Annotated in this window: 11 protein-coding genes and 6 tRNA genes; 4 read left to right on the top strand and 13 right to left on the bottom strand. The window is 44.7% G+C overall.

Translation table 11 applies throughout. The features are described 5' to 3' along the window. The first annotated feature begins 91 nt into the window (after positions 1 to 91). The gene (locus tag HC965_RS08090) at positions 92 to 766 is read left to right on the top strand and encodes a response regulator transcription factor (protein WP_191031016.1); all 675 of its coding nucleotides are present in this window, start codon (positions 92 to 94) and stop codon (positions 764 to 766) included. Between the two features lie 23 nt (positions 767 to 789). Further along, positions 790 to 2,121, top strand: coding sequence for a HAMP domain-containing sensor histidine kinase (locus HC965_RS08085; RefSeq protein WP_191031015.1), 1,332 nt, complete (start codon positions 790 to 792; stop codon positions 2,119 to 2,121). A gap of 88 nt (positions 2,122 to 2,209) precedes the next feature. Here HC965_RS08085 and HC965_RS08080 read toward each other — a convergent pair whose 3' ends face one another. From HC965_RS08080 to HC965_RS08070, 3 genes are read right to left on the bottom strand one after another with little or no spacing between them, the layout of a single operon-like run. Then, positions 2,210 to 5,335, bottom strand: a complete 3,126-nt coding sequence (locus HC965_RS08080) for an efflux RND transporter permease subunit (RefSeq protein WP_191031014.1) — start codon at positions 5,333 to 5,335, stop codon at positions 2,210 to 2,212. A gap of 17 nt (positions 5,336 to 5,352) precedes the next feature. After that, a complete protein-coding gene (locus HC965_RS08075) occupies positions 5,353 to 6,447 on the bottom strand; it encodes an efflux RND transporter periplasmic adaptor subunit (RefSeq protein ID WP_191031013.1) in 1,095 nt (364 codons plus the stop codon). A 22-nt stretch (positions 6,448 to 6,469) separates the two neighbouring features. Continuing rightward, a complete protein-coding gene (locus tag HC965_RS08070; protein WP_191031012.1) occupies positions 6,470 to 7,735 on the bottom strand; it encodes a TolC family protein in 1,266 nt (421 codons plus the stop codon). Between the two features lie 242 nt (positions 7,736 to 7,977). Between HC965_RS08070 and HC965_RS08065 the strand changes: the two genes are divergently transcribed. Continuing rightward, positions 7,978 to 8,337 (top strand): co-chaperone YbbN, encoded by a 360-nt coding sequence (locus HC965_RS08065; protein WP_191031011.1) that lies wholly within the window; start codon positions 7,978 to 7,980, stop codon positions 8,335 to 8,337. A gap of 164 nt (positions 8,338 to 8,501) precedes the next feature. Here the strand turns inward: HC965_RS08065 and nagA (HC965_RS08060) are convergent, their stop codons facing one another. The 9 genes from nagA (HC965_RS08060) to nspC all read right to left on the bottom strand — a co-directional run bounded on the left by nagA (HC965_RS08060) (position 8,502) and on the right by nspC (position 12,938). Then, positions 8,502 to 9,674 (bottom strand): N-acetylglucosamine-6-phosphate deacetylase, encoded by a 1,173-nt coding sequence (gene nagA / locus HC965_RS08060; protein ID WP_191031010.1) that lies wholly within the window; start codon positions 9,672 to 9,674, stop codon positions 8,502 to 8,504. 21 nt (positions 9,675 to 9,695) lie between these two features. Next, positions 9,696 to 10,862: an N-acetylglucosamine-6-phosphate deacetylase gene (nagA, locus tag HC965_RS08055; protein WP_191031009.1), complete on the bottom strand. Its 1,167-nt coding sequence runs from the start codon at positions 10,860 to 10,862 to the stop codon at positions 9,696 to 9,698. Between the two features lie 200 nt (positions 10,863 to 11,062). After that, positions 11,063 to 11,138 (bottom strand) — tRNA-Gly (locus tag HC965_RS08050). A 34-nt stretch (positions 11,139 to 11,172) separates the two neighbouring features. Next, positions 11,173 to 11,257, bottom strand: a tRNA-Leu gene (locus HC965_RS08045). Positions 11,258 to 11,289: 32 nt separating this feature from the next. Then, a tRNA-Gly gene (locus HC965_RS08040) sits at positions 11,290 to 11,362 on the bottom strand. Positions 11,363 to 11,382: 20 nt separating this feature from the next. Beyond that, positions 11,383 to 11,466, bottom strand: a tRNA-Leu gene (locus HC965_RS08035). A gap of 25 nt (positions 11,467 to 11,491) precedes the next feature. After that, a tRNA-Leu gene (locus HC965_RS08030) sits at positions 11,492 to 11,573 on the bottom strand. Between the two features lie 34 nt (positions 11,574 to 11,607). Continuing rightward, positions 11,608 to 11,680 (bottom strand) — tRNA-Gly (locus HC965_RS08025). A gap of 118 nt (positions 11,681 to 11,798) precedes the next feature. Then, positions 11,799 to 12,938: a carboxynorspermidine decarboxylase gene (gene nspC, locus HC965_RS08020; RefSeq protein ID WP_191031008.1), complete on the bottom strand. Its 1,140-nt coding sequence runs from the start codon at positions 12,936 to 12,938 to the stop codon at positions 11,799 to 11,801. Positions 12,939 to 13,114: 176 nt separating this feature from the next. Here nspC and HC965_RS08015 point away from each other — a divergent pair, with 176 nt between their 5' ends. Beyond that, a complete protein-coding gene (locus HC965_RS08015) occupies positions 13,115 to 13,672 on the top strand; it encodes an NAD(P)H-dependent oxidoreductase (RefSeq protein WP_191031007.1) in 558 nt (185 codons plus the stop codon). 47 nt (positions 13,673 to 13,719) lie between these two features. Here the strand turns inward: HC965_RS08015 and HC965_RS08010 are convergent, their stop codons facing one another. After that, on the bottom strand, positions 13,720 to 16,998 hold the full coding sequence (locus HC965_RS08010; RefSeq protein ID WP_191031006.1) for an efflux RND transporter permease subunit: 3,279 nt from the start codon (positions 16,996 to 16,998) through the stop codon (positions 13,720 to 13,722). Positions 16,999 to 17,066 lie beyond the last annotated feature (68 nt).

Genomic DNA, 17,066 nt, shown 5'->3' with positions numbered 1-17,066 from the left:
ACAATTCAAAAACAAGAAACACTTAAATGTAAGGCGATTTTCTTTCTCTAAATGCAAAGAAAAAGTATCTTTGCACGTAAACAGTACGATTATGGCAAAGATACTATTGGTGGAAGATGAAATAAATATCGCCTCTTTTATTGAACGGGGACTGAAAGAATTCGGACATACGGTCACCGTGTGTCACGATGGCAATGCCGGTTGGAAAATCCTTCAGGAAGAACCTTTCGACCTTTTAATACTGGATATTATCATGCCGAAAATAAACGGTTTGGAACTTTGCCGTCTCTATCGCCAGATGTTCGGTTACCAGACTCCCGTTATCATGCTGACGGCCTTGGGCACAACAGAGGATATTGTCAAAGGACTGGACGCGGGGGCGGACGATTACCTTGTCAAGCCGTTCAGTTTCCAGGAACTGGAAGCACGCATCAAGGCATTGCTCCGCCGCGGCAAGGAAGTTGCCGCCAACCAACTGACTTGTGACAATCTGATATTGGATTGCAACATCCGGAAAGCTAAAAGAGGAGATATAGACATTGAACTTACTGTCAAGGAATACCGCCTGCTCGAATATTTTATGACTCATCAGGGGGTAGCCCTCTCACGTATCACCCTGCTCAAAGACGTATGGGACAAGAACTTCGACACGAATACCAATATCGTGGATGTTTACGTCAATTATCTTCGGGTAAAGATAGACCGTGATTTCGATAAGAAACTGATTCACACGGTAGTAGGATTAGGATATATAATGAATGCTTAAACACATTACCAACCGTCAAGGGTATGAAAGTAGGTTCTAAAATAGCTCTTTTCTATACATTAGCCAGTGTGCTGACTACTGTTATTATCATTGCTGTATTCTATATTTTCAGCACGCAGTATATCAACAGGCTCTATGCTTCCTACCTTCGTGAAAAAGCCTACCTGACCGCGCAGAAACATTGGGAGAAAGACGAAGTGGACGAACAGAGTTATCAGATTATCCAACGCAAATATGACGAGCTTCTGCCCGAAGCCCATGAGATTCTTTTGAATATGGATAGTCTTTCCGAAGTACGCGATACACTGAATAAATATCTCACCCAACAGCAACAGGCACTTCTTATAGCAGGCGAAGACAGCATCCCTTTCTCCTTCAAATATAAAGACCAACTGGGTGCAGCCCTCTATTATCCCGACAATGAAGGTAATTTTATCGTTCTCGTCATGTCCCGCAATGCTTACGGAACGGAGATTCAGGAACATCTGCTGCTGCTTTCCATCTTCCTGGTGCTATTCAGTTCCATCCTAATCTACTTTATAGGAAAAATCTATTCGGGACGCATCCTTGTTCCCCTTCAGCATATATTGAAGGAACTGAAAAGAATACGTGCCAACAGCCTCAACCGGCGATTAAAACAAACCGGAAACAATGACGAACTGGAAGAAATCATAGTCACTCTGAACCATATGCTCGACCGCCTGGACAGTGCCTTCAAAGCAGAGAAATCCTTTGTCAGCCATGCGTCACACGAGCTGAACAACCCGATAACCGCCATTCAGGGAGAATGTGAAATCAGCCTGCTCAAAGAAAGAAGCACCGAAGAATATATGGAAGCCCTGCAACGTATTTCATCGGAAAGCAAACGGCTGTCCAATTTAATACGCCATCTCCTTTTCCTATCCCGACAGGATGAAGAACTGCTGAAAACGAACATCGAAGAAATCTCCCTTCAGGATATGCTGGCCGATTTAACGGCTGACAATGACAGAATCCGGCTTCATACCCAGGAATCGGGCGCACCGGCTACTCTACAGGCAAACTCCTACCTGCTAAAAATAGCATTGAAGAATATCATAGACAATGCGTGCAAATATTCTGAAAAGGAAGTAGACATTATCCTTTCCCGGATAAACCAACAAGTCGTGATTGAAATAGAAGACCGGGGAATCGGTATTCCGCAGGAAGAAATAGAGCATATCTTCCAGTCTTTCTACCGAGGTAGTAATACCCATGACTATGCAGGACAGGGAATCGGCCTTAGCCTGACCCTGAAGATTATATCTGCCTACAACGGAAAACTGGAAATATCTTCAGAAATAGAAAAAGGGACAAAAGTACGGGTGATTTTTTAATCTCCCCTCTTTTATCCCTTTCTCACTCTTACCTACTGAAAACACACATTTAATCTATGAGAGTTTTTTTCATAGAATAGAAAATGAATTATATACGTCTTTGCAATATCTTACCGTTTTTATCATACAGCATCCGTTCATATACCACTTCCACAATAAGAGGGAAAATAAACAGGGCAAAGAAAGTGGCTCCTATCAATCCGCCAATGATAACAATCGCCAACGGACGCTGTGACTCCGAACCGATGCCATGGCTCATGGCGGCAGGCATCAAACCGATAGCTGCCATTGCCGCCGTCATTATCACGGGACGAATACGCGAACGCACTCCTTCCTTCGTCGCTTCCTGTAACGGAGAGCCCAGCTTCAGATTCGCTTTTATATCGGATATCATAATCACCCCATTCTGAATACAGATACCAAACAGGGCTATGAAGCCGATACCCGCTGAAATAGAGAAATTGAACCGAGTTATCAGAAGGGCTACAATCCCCCCGACAGCCGCAAACGGTACATTCAGCAATACCAGTCCGGCATCCCTCGCATTAGAGAATAGGATAAACAGAATGATAAAGATAATAGCGATACTGACAGGCACCACCTGCGCCAACCGCTTCGTTGCCCGTTGCTGATTCTCAAAGTCACCCGTCCATTTCAAAGAATATCCCGCAGGTAAATGTACAGACGCATTCACCTTTTTCTGCGCTTCCGCAACTGCCGTACCCATGTCGCGTCCCCGCACGGAGAACTTAACAGCACAGAAACGTGCATGGTTATCACGGAAAATCAATAACGGGCCTGTAATGGTCGTGATATCCGCCAGTTCCTTGATAGGCACCATCGTTCCATCCATTGCCGGAACAAGTATCTTGCCTATCTCCTCTTCATTCTGACGGAACTGTTCGCTATATCTCACCATGATATTGAATTTCCGCTCATCTTCATAGAGCAGTGAAGCCGATTTACCACCGATAGCCATTTCGATAATCGACTGTACATCTTCCTTGGCTACTCCGTAACGTGCCAACTGCTGTTCGTTCAATTCGATACGAAGTTCCGGCTGACCGATATTCCGGATTACTCCCAGGTCTTCAATTCCTTGCACCGTACTGAGAATCTTCTCAATCTGAACCGCATACTTTTCCGACTCGTATAAATCCTTACCGAAGACTTTCACGGCAATAGAGCCTTTCACGCCCGAAGCCGCTTCTTCCACGTTATCGGTAATCGGCTGCGAGAAGTTAAAGTCAATGCCGGGATAGATGGACAAGTCGTCCTGCATCTTATCAATCAGTTGCATTTTAGTCAATTTGCTGTCCCATTCCTTTTCGGGGTAAATATCGACATGAAATTCTATATTATAGAATCCGGTAGCATCCGTACCGTCATTCGGTCGCCCGGTCTGCGACAATACTTGCCGTACTTCAGGGAATGTCAATAACTTCCTTCTCATTTTATTGGCAAGCGTCACTGATTCATCCAATGAGATACTTTGCGGCAAAGTGGCGCGGATATAGATAGAACCCTCATTCAACTGCGGAAGAAACTCCGTACCCAGGAAAGAGAAAAGCCACAGGCCGACACCTGCTACCACCGTAGCCAGTCCGATAGTCAGCTTTCTATGCGCATAGAACGTATCAAAGAGAGCCGAGCATTTCGTATTGATAAAATGGACAAAACGGTTATTCTTTTCACGGACATTTTTCTTCAACAGCATGGAAGACATGACCGGCACTAAGGTAAGCGTAAAAATCAGTGCCCCCAAGAGTGCAAAACCCAGCGTATATGCCAAGGGTGAGAACATCTTCCCTTCTACTTTCTGGAAAGAGAAAATAGGAATCAGTGCCGTGATAATAATCAATTTGGAGAAGAATACCGCTTTCGCCTTGTCCTTTGCCGTATGACGGATGAGTCCCATTTTGGACATGACATTGAAAGCAGGCATTCCCACTTGACGTGCCTTCTTGTCCAGGGCGACAAATACCCCTTCTACCATCACCACCGCCCCGTCAATAATGATACCGAAGTCGATGGCTCCCATAGAAAGCAGATTGGCGGACATTCCCATTGCGCGTAAACAGATGAATGCGAATAACAGTGCCAATGGGATGACAACAGCAACAATCACAGTGGTCCGCCAATCTGCCATGAAAATTAAAACAATAAAGGTAACCAACAATATTCCTTCAATCAGGTTATGCGTCACCGTCCTGACAGCCAGATTCACTAAATCCTCACGGTCATAGAACGAGACTATTTGCACATCTTTCGGCAGCACATTCTGATTCAAATCTTCTATCTTGTCTTTCAGGTTGGCGATTACCTCGCCCGGGTTCTCCCCTTTCCGCATTACTACGATACCTTGAACTACATCGTCCTCATCCATTCGCCCTACCTGTCCGAGACGGGGCAGGCATGATTCGTGTACCTCGGCAAGGTTCTTTACCAAAATCGGAGTACCATTGATATTCTTTACTACGATATTCCGCAATTCGTCCAGGTCGTTAATCAGACCGATACCACGAACCACATAGGCTTGTGAGCTTTTAGTAATCACGTCTCCCCCTACATTGATATTACTCTTGGCTATCGCGTCATAAAGTTCGAGGGAAGTAATGCCGTAATTAATCAACTGGTGAGGATTCACACTCACTTCGAAAGTTTTCACTTCACCACCGAAACTCACAATATCCGCCACACCGGATACCGAACGGAGATTACGCTCGATTACCCAATCCTGAATGGTTTTCAAATCCCGCACACTGCGTTTGTCACTACGCAGCGTATAGCGGAAAATCTCTCCGGTAGGGCCATACAAAGGTTGGACTTCCGGTGTCACCCCATCGGGCAAATCGGCATCATTCAGCAAATTATATACCTGCTGACGGGCTGTAAAATCATCCACACGGTCTTCGAACATCACATTAATAACGGAAAGTCCAAAAAGCGTAGTCGAGCGGATATCCGTTTTTTTCTGAACCGGGTTCATGGCTATCTCGATAGGAATCGTGATAAACTTCTCCACTTCTTCCGCACTACGTCCCGCCCATTGCGTGATAATCGTTACTTTCGTATTGGTTACATCCGGGAAGGCATCTATCGGAGTGTGCTTGAAAGAGACAGCTCCGGCTATAATGGCAATCGCCGTGCAGAAGAAGATAAAGAACTTATTCTTCAGCGAGAAAGCCACTATATTATCTATGAATTTATGCATAACTCTATTCTCTGTTTTTAATCTGCATTCAAAGCATTATACACTAACAATACATTATTATTCAACACTCTGTCTCCTTCGGAAAGTCCAGAGCGGATATAACATTCCCTGCTCAACTGCTTGTATACATCCACCTCTTTCACTTGCAACCGCTGGTCCGGTTCCACTATGACCACATAATTTCTGCCCCCTTCAAATACCAGCGCATGAGAATCAATGCGGGGCATCGAGGTTCCGTCCGCCCGACATTTTACGCTGACGTTCGTAAACATTCCCGGCTTCAACAGATAATCCTCATTCTTGAGTTTGATACGGACGTTCATCGTTTTGCTTTCATTATTCAGCAGATGATATACTTTGTCAATCGTTCCGGCAAACGTTTTGTCAGGATAGGCCAGTGTAGAGATACGCACCGAAGCCCCTTCGGACACTTTGCTGATGTCGCTTTCATATACATCCGCCATCACCCATACCTCGGAAAGTCCCGAAATCGTGAACAGCTCTTCGCTTTGGTCGGGGCGCAACTGCATATCCCTGCTGATTTGCTTCTCTACAATAAAGCCCGTTACAGGTGATTTCAGCTGATAATAGGCATTTCCGGAGAAATTATAAATAGAGAACACTTCCTTTATCCTTCTCTCTTCCGCTTCGGCGCTTGTCAATTCCTGTTTTGCCTGAAGTATATCCTTATCCGAAGCCATCCCGGACGAATACATATCTTGTGTAGCATCCATATTTCTGCGGGCCAACAGTAATTGCTGTTCCGCGTCTTTCAGTTGCTTTTCATACTCCGCCACTTCCCCACTGCGGATGACTGCCAGCACATCTCCCTTACGGACGAAATCTCCGATTTCAGCTTTCAGTTCCGTCACCGTACCACCAAACATCGGATATACATGTGCCACTTGATTCTCGTTAAAAGTGACCCGTCCGTTCAGTGTCAGTTCGTCTATCACTTCCTGAACGTGAACCGTATCGACAGATACGACTTTCAGCAAGCTGTCCGTCAGACATAAGGCAGCCGGGGTAACATTCGGTTGTTCGCCTTTGCCGGAGCATGCTCCCAATAAAGTAGTAAGCAATATGCAAGGAAGGAATTTATTCCAGTTCATAGTCTTTGATAATTTATAGATATTAGTAGTTCAATATATTCTGTCCGATAGTTGTATTCAGGTTTTCGATGGCGAGAAACACATCTTTCTTTATCTCATGCAACTGAATACAGGTTTCTTTATAACTGTCATAGTAATCAATAAACTCCAGTAAACTGATATTGCGTTTGCTAAAGTTCTCGTTCACGCCTGTTATCAGTTTCTCAAAGTTGCGTTCCAGGTCCATGTTGGTAGATTGATAAAGCTGCACTGCCTTTTCCAAAGAAACATAAGCCGTATAAAGCTCCATATCCGCACGGTTGGCAGCATCTTCCTGCTGTATTCCCGCTTGCTGGATACTGAAACGGGCAACCTTTATATTTCCCTGGTTACGGTTGAAAATAGGTACGGACAGGCTCACTCCTACCGCAAAATAATTATTGATAAAGTTTCCGGCACGGTCATAATTACCCTTCACAGAAAACTCAGGGAAAGCCATCGACTTCTGCAATTTCAAATTGGCACGGGAAGCGCTTACCGTACTCCGAGAGATTTTCAAGTCCGGACGCTCATTAATCATCGCTTTCAAATCAGCGAATGACAGTTGGGACAAATCAAGCTGTTTCAGTACCTCTTCATCCAATGACAATTGAATCCGGGTATCTCCCGGAAGATTGAGCAACCTGTTGAACTCCCCTCTTAGAGTCAGCAATTCATTCTCCCGTTCATTCTTCTCTTTCTTTAAAGAAAATAGCATGGACTCCAGGCGAGACATTTCCATCAATGAAATATTTCCTTTTTCCTGCTGCAACTTCATCCCGGCAAGTAAACTTTGCAGGGAGTTGACTTCCTTCTCATAAATAGAGATGGATTTGGAAAGGAAATAAATCTGTACGAACTTCTCATTCAGTTCCTGGCGAAGGGTACGCATCACTTCTTCAAACTGGTATTCGGCTATTTCCTTGTTGATTTTTTCCAGCTTCACTTGCTTGTTCCGCTGTCCGGCAAGGCGAATCACCTGCTCAATCTCCACAACCGTTTCACCTTCATTACCAAAATCGAAATACTTTCCGTTTAATCGGTTATAGACATTCTGTTCCAGCGAAATCACCGGATTCTCAAATAGTTTGGCTTGCAGAACCTGCGCTTGTGCCATGTCGATGTTATAACGTTCGGCTATCAGCGACAGGTTACGTTCCAGGAAACGTTGTTCTGCATCCTTTAGTGTCAGCGTGCCCGGAATCTGCTGGGCACATAATACTCCCCTTGTCAATAGAAGAAAAAAGGAAATTAGAAATACTCTGTTCATTGCAATCATCTTTTTACCTTATCGTAGTTTTTGCGACAAAATTACAATTCTGCAATCGTAGAGAAGGAAAAAAGCCATTATAAGGCTCTCATTTCAGATTAGAATTCGATTAGAAAATCATAAAAGGCAACAGAAAGGAAGTATTGTAAAGTCAACAGGAAAAATAGCTATCCGTACTTCATGCAGATAGCCCTATCTTTGCAAAGTGAAAAGATAAACACTAACCCCTAAAAATTAGAAGTATGAAAATAGAAGATTTGAATAAAGATAGTTTCGTTGAAAAAGTGGCCGACTTCAAGGGTTATCCCGACCAATGGGAATTTAAAGGTGACAAACCTTGCCTGGTAGATTTTCATGCGCCGTGGTGTATCTATTGCAAAGCGCTGTCGCCCATATTAGACCAGTTGGCGAAAGAATACGAAGGGAGATTAGATATTTATAAGGTAGATGTTGACCAGGAACCGGAACTGGAAAGTGCATTCAATATCCGTACTATTCCCAATCTGCTGCTTTGTACCAAAGACGGTAAGCCGACTATGAAACTCGGTACGATGAACAAAGCGCAATTGAAAGAACTGATTGAAACCAGCTTGCTTTCATAATATATGATACGTTGAAACATTTGCTTTTATAATTAGTATATATTTTAGGCACGGATTACACGGATTTCACGGTTTTAGTTAATCAGAACCGTGTTATCCGCGTAATCCGTGCCTATATGATTTCAGATACTATTTGTTAATCTGCGCCTGTGTGACTTCAACCGTTATTTGTGCAACAGGATATCAGTCCCCGGGACAATCTTTCCCATCGACCACACACAACGCACATTCAATTCCTTATCAAGAATCACAATATCGGCATCTTTTCCTTTAGCCAATGCCCCTTTCCGGTCGCTAACTCCAATCAGACGGGCGGGAGTCTCAGAAGCCATGCGTACAGCATCTTCCAAAGGAATATTCGCTTTCTTCACCATGGTACGCACCAGTATATCCATCGTAGCCAAACTACCAGCCAACGCAGAATGGTCTGCCATCTTACATACTCCGCCTTCAATAATATACTGAGGGTCAATCGGCACATTGCCGTCAGAAGCGGCATAAGCCAAAGCATCCGTTACGAGACAGGTATTCTCCACACCTTTCAATTTATATACCAGTTTCAGTATAGTAGCCGGCAAGTGAATACCGTCTGCAATCACTTCCACCGTCATTCCATCCGTCAGATATACACTTTCCACCGTACCTTCATATTTATATTCACGACGCTTATGGAAACCCGGCATCGCATTATAGAAATGCGCGGCATGGGTAAAGCCTACCGCATATGCAGCCTTAATTTCATCATACTCGGCTTCGGTATGTGTCACGGCAGTCATAATTCCTTTTGAACGGGTGTACTTCGCAAAATCATGCGCTCCACGCAGTTCAGGACTGATGTCCCAACGCTTGATGCAAGAGGTATGTTCCAATAAAGGAATATATTCATTCTCATCCGGTGTTTTTAGGAAACCGTCATATTGTGTACCTGCCATCTTCGGATTCAGGTATGGACCTTCCATGTGCAGACCGAGAATAGGAGAATCTTTCTCCTTTATCAAACTCTCGCAGACATCGACAGCCTGATAAAGCCTTTCGAAAGAAGTGGATGATAAAGTAGGGAACATACTGGTAGCACCATGCTTCAAATGGGCAGTAGTCGCCGTACGGAAAGCCTCTTCCGTAGCTTCGGTAAAATCGTGCCCGCCACCGCCGTGCGCATGCATACTCACAAATCCCGGTACGATTGTCATTCCGCGGGCATCAACAATCGTTGCACCGATAACCGCCAGGTCACTGTTCGTCACCTCTAATATTTTTCCATCGCAAATCAATACGGAGCCATCTTTCAACCAGCCTTGCGGGGTAAGTATTCTTCCGTTTATTATCTGAGTTAACATAGTCTTCTTTTTTTATAGGATTTAAAACAGTTTATTGGTGCCTTCTACCAGCTCTCCCATTGCCCATACAGCCCTTACATTCAAGTCTCTGTCCAAAGCAATGATATCGGCATCCTTACCGCGTTCGAGCGTACCTTTACGGTCCAGCACTCCCATGATGCGGGCAGGTGTTTCGGAAATCATCCTTATCACATCCGCCAGTGGAATCTCCGCCTTCTGCACCATCGTGCGAATCAGGCGATCCATTGTCGCCACGCTTCCTGCCAAGGCAGAACGGTCTGCGAGTTTGCAAACCCCGTCCTCGATAATTACACGCGGGTCAAAAGCCGTCTGACTGTCACTGGCCGCACAAGCCAATGCATCCGTTATCAGACAGGTACGCTCCACTCCTTTTATTTTATAGACAAGACGAAGAATCGTCGGGGGCACATGAATACCATCCGCCACTACTTCCACCGTCATATCGTCAATCAGATAAATGCTTTCTACCGTACCCTCATATTTGTACTCCTTCCGTTTATGGAATCCCGGCATGGCGTTATAGAAATGGGTGGCATGAGTATAGCCCGCTTCATAAGCCGTCAGTATATCCTCAAATTCAGCCTGTGTATGTCCTACCGAAGCCAATATGCCTTTTGTCGTGATATACTTACCGAACTGCATAGCTCCCGGAAGTTCCGGTGCGGCATCCCAACGCTTGATACAATGCGTTTCTTCCAGCAACGGGATATATTCTTCAGGGTCGGGATTCTTGATGTTTTCGGGAATCTGTCCGCCCGCCATTTCCATGTTGAAATAATGCCCTTCGAGGTGAAGTCCGAGCACCGGGCTATTCGGTTCCGCCATCATTTTCTCGGTAGTCTCCGCGGCTGCGCGAATCATAGGAATGGTTGAAGAAGAAAGTGTGGGGAAAATACTGGTAGTGCCGTGCTGCATATGAGCTTTGATAGCTGTTTGGAAAGCTTCTTCCGTGCCTTCCATAAAATCTCTTCCGCCGCCACCATGAACGTGGATTTCCACTCCACCGGGAACAATGTACATTCCTTTGGCATCAATCAGTTTGGCTCCGATAATGGCAAGGTCGCAGTTTGTTACTTCCAGAATTTTATTGTCGCGGATAAGCACCGACCCATCCTTGAGCCAGCCTTGCGGGGTCAGGATGCGTGCATTAATGATTTGTGTTAACATATCATCTGTTATTAAATTAATTATAGGTCTGTGTGAATCAATGACGCTCTTTTTTGGGGGGGAGTACATTGATTTTTTTCATCTGCAAAATTACGCTTTTCTATTCAATCTATTGATAGAATCGTCCGGCAAACTTCCAATAAGGTACAAAAAAAGAGGTTGTCAATCGTATCGACTGACAACCTCTTATGTTATATATATGGAGCGGAAAACGAGACTCGAACTCGCGACCCTAACCTTGGCAAGGTTATGCTCTACCAACTGAGCTATTTCCGCAAACTAAATTTCGTCATTCAGAAAACTGAAAGATTGGTGCCCAGAACAGGACTCGAACCTGCATGCCTCTCGACACACGCACCTGAAACGTGCGCGTCTACCAATTCCGCCACCTGGGCAAAACTTAGTTCCATCATTTCAAAGAAACAAGAGCGGAAAACGAGACTCGAACTCGCGACCCTAACCTTGGCAAGGTTATGCTCTACCAACTGAGCTATTTCCGCAAATAAACTTTAATGAACTGTGAAGAGGAGGAGACTCGAACTCCCACAACATCTCTGTCACTACCACCTCAAAGTAGCGCGTCTACCAATTCCGCCACCTCTCCATAATTCTAAAGTTATTAATCTCTGTGCCCAGAACAGGACTCGAACCTGCATGCCTCTCGACACACGCACCTGAAACGTGCGCGTCTACCAATTCCGCCACCTGGGCAAAGATTATTGTTCCAACATTTCAAAGAAACATGAGCGGAAAACGAGACTCGAACTCGCGACCCTAACCTTGGCAAGGTTATGCTCTACCAACTGAGCTATTTCCGCATTTTTTCGTTTGCGGTTGCAAAGGTAGGGATTTTCCGTAAACATGCAAACATTCTGCATACTTTTTTTAAAGAAATCTGCACACTTTGCCCCCACCGCAAAACAATCAAATTGATTATCAACTCATTCGGTCACGATAATCTTCGTAAGAAAATTGCTTGTATATTTCAGCCTTTCCCTCTTTTGTCCATAAAGCGATGGCCGGATGATGAATTCCGTTAAACATATTTGTCTTTACCATTGTATAGTGAATCATGTCTTCGAACACAATCCGCTCTCCGATTTGCAACTCATGGTCGAAACTCCACAGTCCCATATAGTCACCGCTCAAACAAGAATTTCCTCCAAGGCGGTAAATGTATTTGCCTTCATTTCCCATTTCCGCGCCACGGACTGCCGGCTGATAAGGCATTTCCAGGCAATCGGGCATATGACAGGTAAAGCTGACGTTCAGAATGGCTGTCTTGATTCCACGGCTTTCCACAATGTCCACTACCTCGGAAGTCAGGACACCCGTCTGCCAGGTAAAAGCCGAGCCGGGTTCCAGGATAATCTGCAAGTGCGGATAGCGTGATTTTAATCCTTGCAATAGTTTTATCAGATGTTCCGTATCATAATCTTTGCGGGTCATCAGATGTCCGCCGCCCAGGTTCAACCACTTTATCTGCGGGAACCAGCAGGCAAACTTCTCTTCCAGATGTTCCAATGTGCGTTCCAGTTCATAAGAAGAAGATTCGCAATGGCAATGGCAGTGGAAACCTTCAATCCCTTGCGGCAACGTCTCCGGCAACAAATCAGCCGTTATCCCGAAACGGGTACCGGGTGCACACGGATTATAAAGTTCAGTTTCTACCTCTGAATATTCAGGATTCACACGGATACCACAGGAGATGCCGCTTCCTTCGGCTACCGTCATCGGATAGAAACGGGCAAACTGCGCCATCGAGTTGAACGTGATATGGCTGCTGCATCGCATGATTTCGGGGAAATCCTGTTCTGTATAGGCAGGAGAATATGTATGTGCCTTGCTGCCGAATTCTTCCAACGCCAGGCGGGCTTCATATACCGAACTGGCTGTTGAATGGTTGATGTATTCACGGAAGATGGGGAAAGAGCGCCACATGGCGAATGACTTGAAAGCCAGGATAATCTCCACTCCCGCCCTGTCGGCTACGCTTTTTATCAAACACAGGTTCTTCCTTAAAAGTTCTTCTTCCATGATATAGCAAGGAGAAGGAAACCGGGTAAAATCTATCATATCTACTATTATTATCTAAAGTGACGTCTTACGAACGTGGATGCAAAAATACAAATTCAAAAGCAAAGAGGGATTGTTTTATTTTTAATTAAGATATTGGTTTTCGAGAACTTTTTCTTATTTTTAGACCTTAATAATATATAAGTAGTTGTATCATCCTAAATACCTGATTGAATATGAATAAAGATTTAAGAAAAGTCGTGATTCTGCTGGCACATCCCAACATTAAAGAATCACAAGCAAACAAGGCATTAATCGACGCCGTGAGTGACATTGAAGGAGTAGCGGTCTTCAATCTCTATGAACTGGCAGAAGACATCGCTTTCAACGTAGACGAATGGAGTAAAATAATCTCCGATGCTTCGGCCGTTATCTATCAGTTTCCTTTCCACTGGATGGCTGCGCCGTCATTACTAAAGAAATGGCAGGACGAAGTCTTTACTTACTTATCCAAAACTCCGGCTGTTGCAGGCAAGCCGTTGGTAGTGGTAACAACTACCGGTTCCGAGTACGACGCTTATCGTAGCGGCGGACGAAACCGCTTCACTACAGACGAACTTCTTCGTCCTTATCAGGGCAGTGCGATTCATTCCGGCATGACGTGGCAGACGCCTATTGTTGTTTACGGAATGGGAACTGCGGATGCAGGAAAGAATATTGCCGAAGGAGCAAATCTGTATAAGCAGAGGGTAGAAATGCTTATCAGCAGTAGTAATGCGGGAAATAATTGGTAAAACAAAAAGCGTAGCTTTACCTAGTCTAAAGCTACGCTTTAGCATCTTTAAAGTATAGCTTTAGAGGACACAAAGCAATGCTTCTTTTTCAGTGTCAGCACCGGCAAAAAGATAAATACTCCAACGACAGACATTATCAATCCACCGATAGTGCCCGCCGCCAACGGAAACCAAAAACCTTCTTTTTCCGCTCCCACCATAAAAGGAATAAACCCCAGAATAGTAGAAGTTACTGTCAGGAAGATAGGTATTATCTTTGTATTCCAGGCTTTCACATAAGCCCGTAATGATGAAAGACGCGGGAAACGTTTGCGGATGGCATTGTATTCATTCAATATATAAATGCTTGCATTCACTGTGATACCGCAAAGCAGGACAAAGGAAGCAAAACCACCTTGGTCAAAATTCAGTTTGAACCAGTAGAATGTCAGAAACACACCGATATAAGATACCGGAATCACAAAGATAATCGCTAACGGTTGTTTCAATGAATTAAAAAGAATACTTGTAATAAAGAAAATAATAGCGATTACAATCAGGAGCAAACGGTATTGTTTATTATCCTTTCCGCCCCATGACCAGTTGTTATCTTCCGATTTTGCGGTATATCCCATCGGAAGTATCTCACTAAACTCTTCCAAATCTTTCTTCAGCAATTTATGTCCCTGTTCCGAAGAACCGATATACTCGTATTGCAGGCACAAGCGGTATTGCTGGTTTTCCTTTGCCACTTCCTGCGGCATCTGCCCTTTCTCAACGACGGCCAGTTCCGACATCTTATATTCCTTACCGCCTGACTGAAAAGGATAGTACTGCATAGCCCATACATCCCGTTCTTCCGATTGCCGGGAAGATAACTTTATCTTTTCCGTTCCTTCCTCTGTCAGCACCGAACCGATTTCCATATTTCGCCCATATATCGGACGGATAGCGGAAAACAACCCTCCGGCTCCAATTCCTTCTTCAGCCATTCGCCGCTTGTTCAGATCGAAGTAGAATTCCATATAATCATCTTTCCACCACGAGAAATCAGAACCTATCGTCACTTCCCTGATTCGTCGATGAGACAATAGCTTTTCCTTCAGATTCTCCGCCCACGCATAAAGTTCGTCATAATTGTACCCGTACATCTTCACCCGAAAAGAACCCGCATTCTCACGCACACTATTGCTGAATCCCTGGTCCTGCAATCCGTAGATACTCCAGTCTCCACCTCCCAATTGAAGAGCCTTACTTATCATATTCGCTTTCAATGTATAGGGAAATCCGCTTCTCTGATGCTCTTTTGTAAAATAAATATGGATAGATGCCCTGCGGGCACTTTCCACAGACGCTTGAAACTGCTTGATTTCTTTAAATCCACTCAGATAGGTTTCCATCCGTTTTATCAATGTATTCATCTGCTCAAGCGTACTCCCATTCGGTAAATTCGCATTGGCATGAAGTACCACTTCTTCATTCCGTGAGAAATAACTTCCCTCATACACCTTTTGTATAAACAGCCGCAGGCTTCCACCTAACGCCTTATCCACAACCGGTTTCACCTTTTCTTTATAGGTAGAAGTACCCAGCGTTTTATTATAAACTTCCGCCCACTTATCTTCCCCCTTCATCTTTTCCGGCAACAAGAATACAGGTAATCCGAATCCTAATAATAGCAGTATGCATACCGCCACTCTCCAACGGCAAAGAATCCGTATCAGCCACATATAAAAGCGGCTGAAGTAAACAGGGAAACGACGCATTTTTGAGCGTATCCACACAAAGAAACGTACATTCCCTATCCGCTGTCCCAATTTCAGTTTCAGCTTCAGTTTCAGCTTTGGTTTTGAAGGAGAAATTCTTTTCCGTCGCTTCAATCCGATTTTATCAATCAGGGAAGGGACAAAAAACAGGGCAACCAACAAAGAAACTCCCAAATTGATAATCACCACGGCAGCAAAGTCCTGCAAATTAAGCCGTATCTTCTCATCGAGGAAGAAGATGATAACCAATGCTCCCATCGTTGTCAATGTAGCCGCCAGCACGGACATAAACGCTTTCCGGTTGCCACGTCGCAGATAGTGGTCGCTCATCACTATCGTATTATCAATCACAAGATTCAACGAGACAGTGATACCCGCCAAAGAGTACAACTGCATTTCCAACCCGAAAGCGTAATAAAGAATAACCGCTATCGCTATATTAACAGACAGGCTGACAATAATCAGAAACAGATATTTAGGACTGAACGTAATCAGCAATACGAACAGAAGCAGGATAGCCACCGTGACTCCCGTACGCAGATAAATCTTACTCAGCTCATCCTTGATAAACTCCGTAGCATCATAGCTCGTATGAATCTCATATCCTACTGGAAGCAATAGCTGAATATCATCCATATATGCCTTTACTTCCTTGCTCAGAGCCAATTGATTAGCCGTCTCTTCCGCAACTATCGACAGATAAATTGAGTTCAGCCCATTAATCCGGTAATAACTCTGCGGTTGTTGTTCCACCCGGGAAACCTTCACGAGCTCATCCAGGCCAATCATTCTCCCGTCCTTCATCTTCACCTGTATCTGACTGGCATCAAACTCCCGACTATCATGTTCGGGAACCAACGCCAGGCGTATCCATTGCCTACCCGAAGCCCCTTGTTCCGCATCATAAGTACCTAAAAATTCTTTCTGATAATGCAGTCCGACTGCCTGACGAATATCATCCGTACTCACTCCCAATGTTCGTAATTGCTCACTGTCATATTCCAACCGCCATTCCATCGGCGTAGCTCCGCTAAGATTTATCTTATAAATGCCCGGAAGCTGTGCCAAACGTGTCTTGATATGCTCCTCCGCATATTGCTGAATCAGAATGGGAGTGGCAGGCGCATTAATCGTAAACGACATGAAAGGGCCCTGGCTCTGTTGTTCCGGACTATGCATCTGTATATACGGATAACTCACCCCGTCCGGCAACTCCGGCCATGTCTGCCGGATAATCGTCGAAGCTTCAAAACGTGCGACCGACGCATCCGCGTGTTTGTCCAGGCTTACATTAATTCTTCCCCACCCGTTTCCCGAAGTGGAAGATATACTCCGAATCCCTTTTATACGGGCAAGCATCGCTTCCAATTTGCTGGTAGCCGTCATTTCCACCACACGTGCCGAAGTCCCGGACATACTGAAGCCGACACTAAAACCCGGCAATGTCCGCGACGGATTCAGCTTGACAGGCAACAGCGGAACGAGCGCCAACCCGACCAGTGCCACACAAATAAATGCGACAATCAGTGTAAAAGCGGAAGCCTTTGAAGACTTTTTTATGTCAGAACCCATGTTTTGCATTATCGTTATTTATATAAATAGGAATTTAATTTAGACATAAGAACAAAAGAACATAAAAGCTGCGCCTG

This window comes from Bacteroides sp. GM023 (assembly GCF_014750685.1).
Taxonomy (GTDB): domain Bacteria; phylum Bacteroidota; class Bacteroidia; order Bacteroidales; family Bacteroidaceae; genus Bacteroides.
The sequence above is the reverse complement of the archived record's forward strand: the minus strand, read 5'-3'. Positions and strand labels throughout refer to the sequence as shown.

Bases quoted from the DNA above. Each gene is read 5' to 3' on its own strand.
- HC965_RS08010 (WP_191031006.1), bottom strand. From the start codon at position 16,998: ATGCAAAACATGGGTTCTGACATAAAAAAGTCTTCAAAGGCTTCCGCT.
- nagA (WP_191031010.1), bottom strand. From the start codon at position 9,674: ATGTTAACTCAGATAATAAACGGAAGAATACTTACCCCGCAAGGCTGG.
- HC965_RS08080 (WP_191031014.1), bottom strand. From the start codon at position 5,335: ATGCATAAATTCATAGATAATATAGTGGCTTTCTCGCTGAAGAATAAG.
- HC965_RS08070 (WP_191031012.1), bottom strand. From the start codon at position 7,735: ATGAACAGAGTATTTCTAATTTCCTTTTTTCTTCTATTGACAAGGGGA.
- HC965_RS08015 (WP_191031007.1), top strand. From the start codon at position 13,115: ATGAATAAAGATTTAAGAAAAGTCGTGATTCTGCTGGCACATCCCAAC.
- HC965_RS08065 (WP_191031011.1), top strand. From the start codon at position 7,978: ATGAAAATAGAAGATTTGAATAAAGATAGTTTCGTTGAAAAAGTGGCC.
- HC965_RS08085 (WP_191031015.1), top strand. From the start codon at position 790: ATGAAAGTAGGTTCTAAAATAGCTCTTTTCTATACATTAGCCAGTGTG.
- HC965_RS08075 (WP_191031013.1), bottom strand. From the start codon at position 6,447: ATGAACTGGAATAAATTCCTTCCTTGCATATTGCTTACTACTTTATTG.
- nagA (WP_191031009.1), bottom strand. From the start codon at position 10,862: ATGTTAACACAAATCATTAATGCACGCATCCTGACCCCGCAAGGCTGG.
- HC965_RS08090 (WP_191031016.1), top strand. From the start codon at position 92: ATGGCAAAGATACTATTGGTGGAAGATGAAATAAATATCGCCTCTTTT.
- nspC (WP_191031008.1), bottom strand. From the start codon at position 12,938: ATGATAGATTTTACCCGGTTTCCTTCTCCTTGCTATATCATGGAAGAA.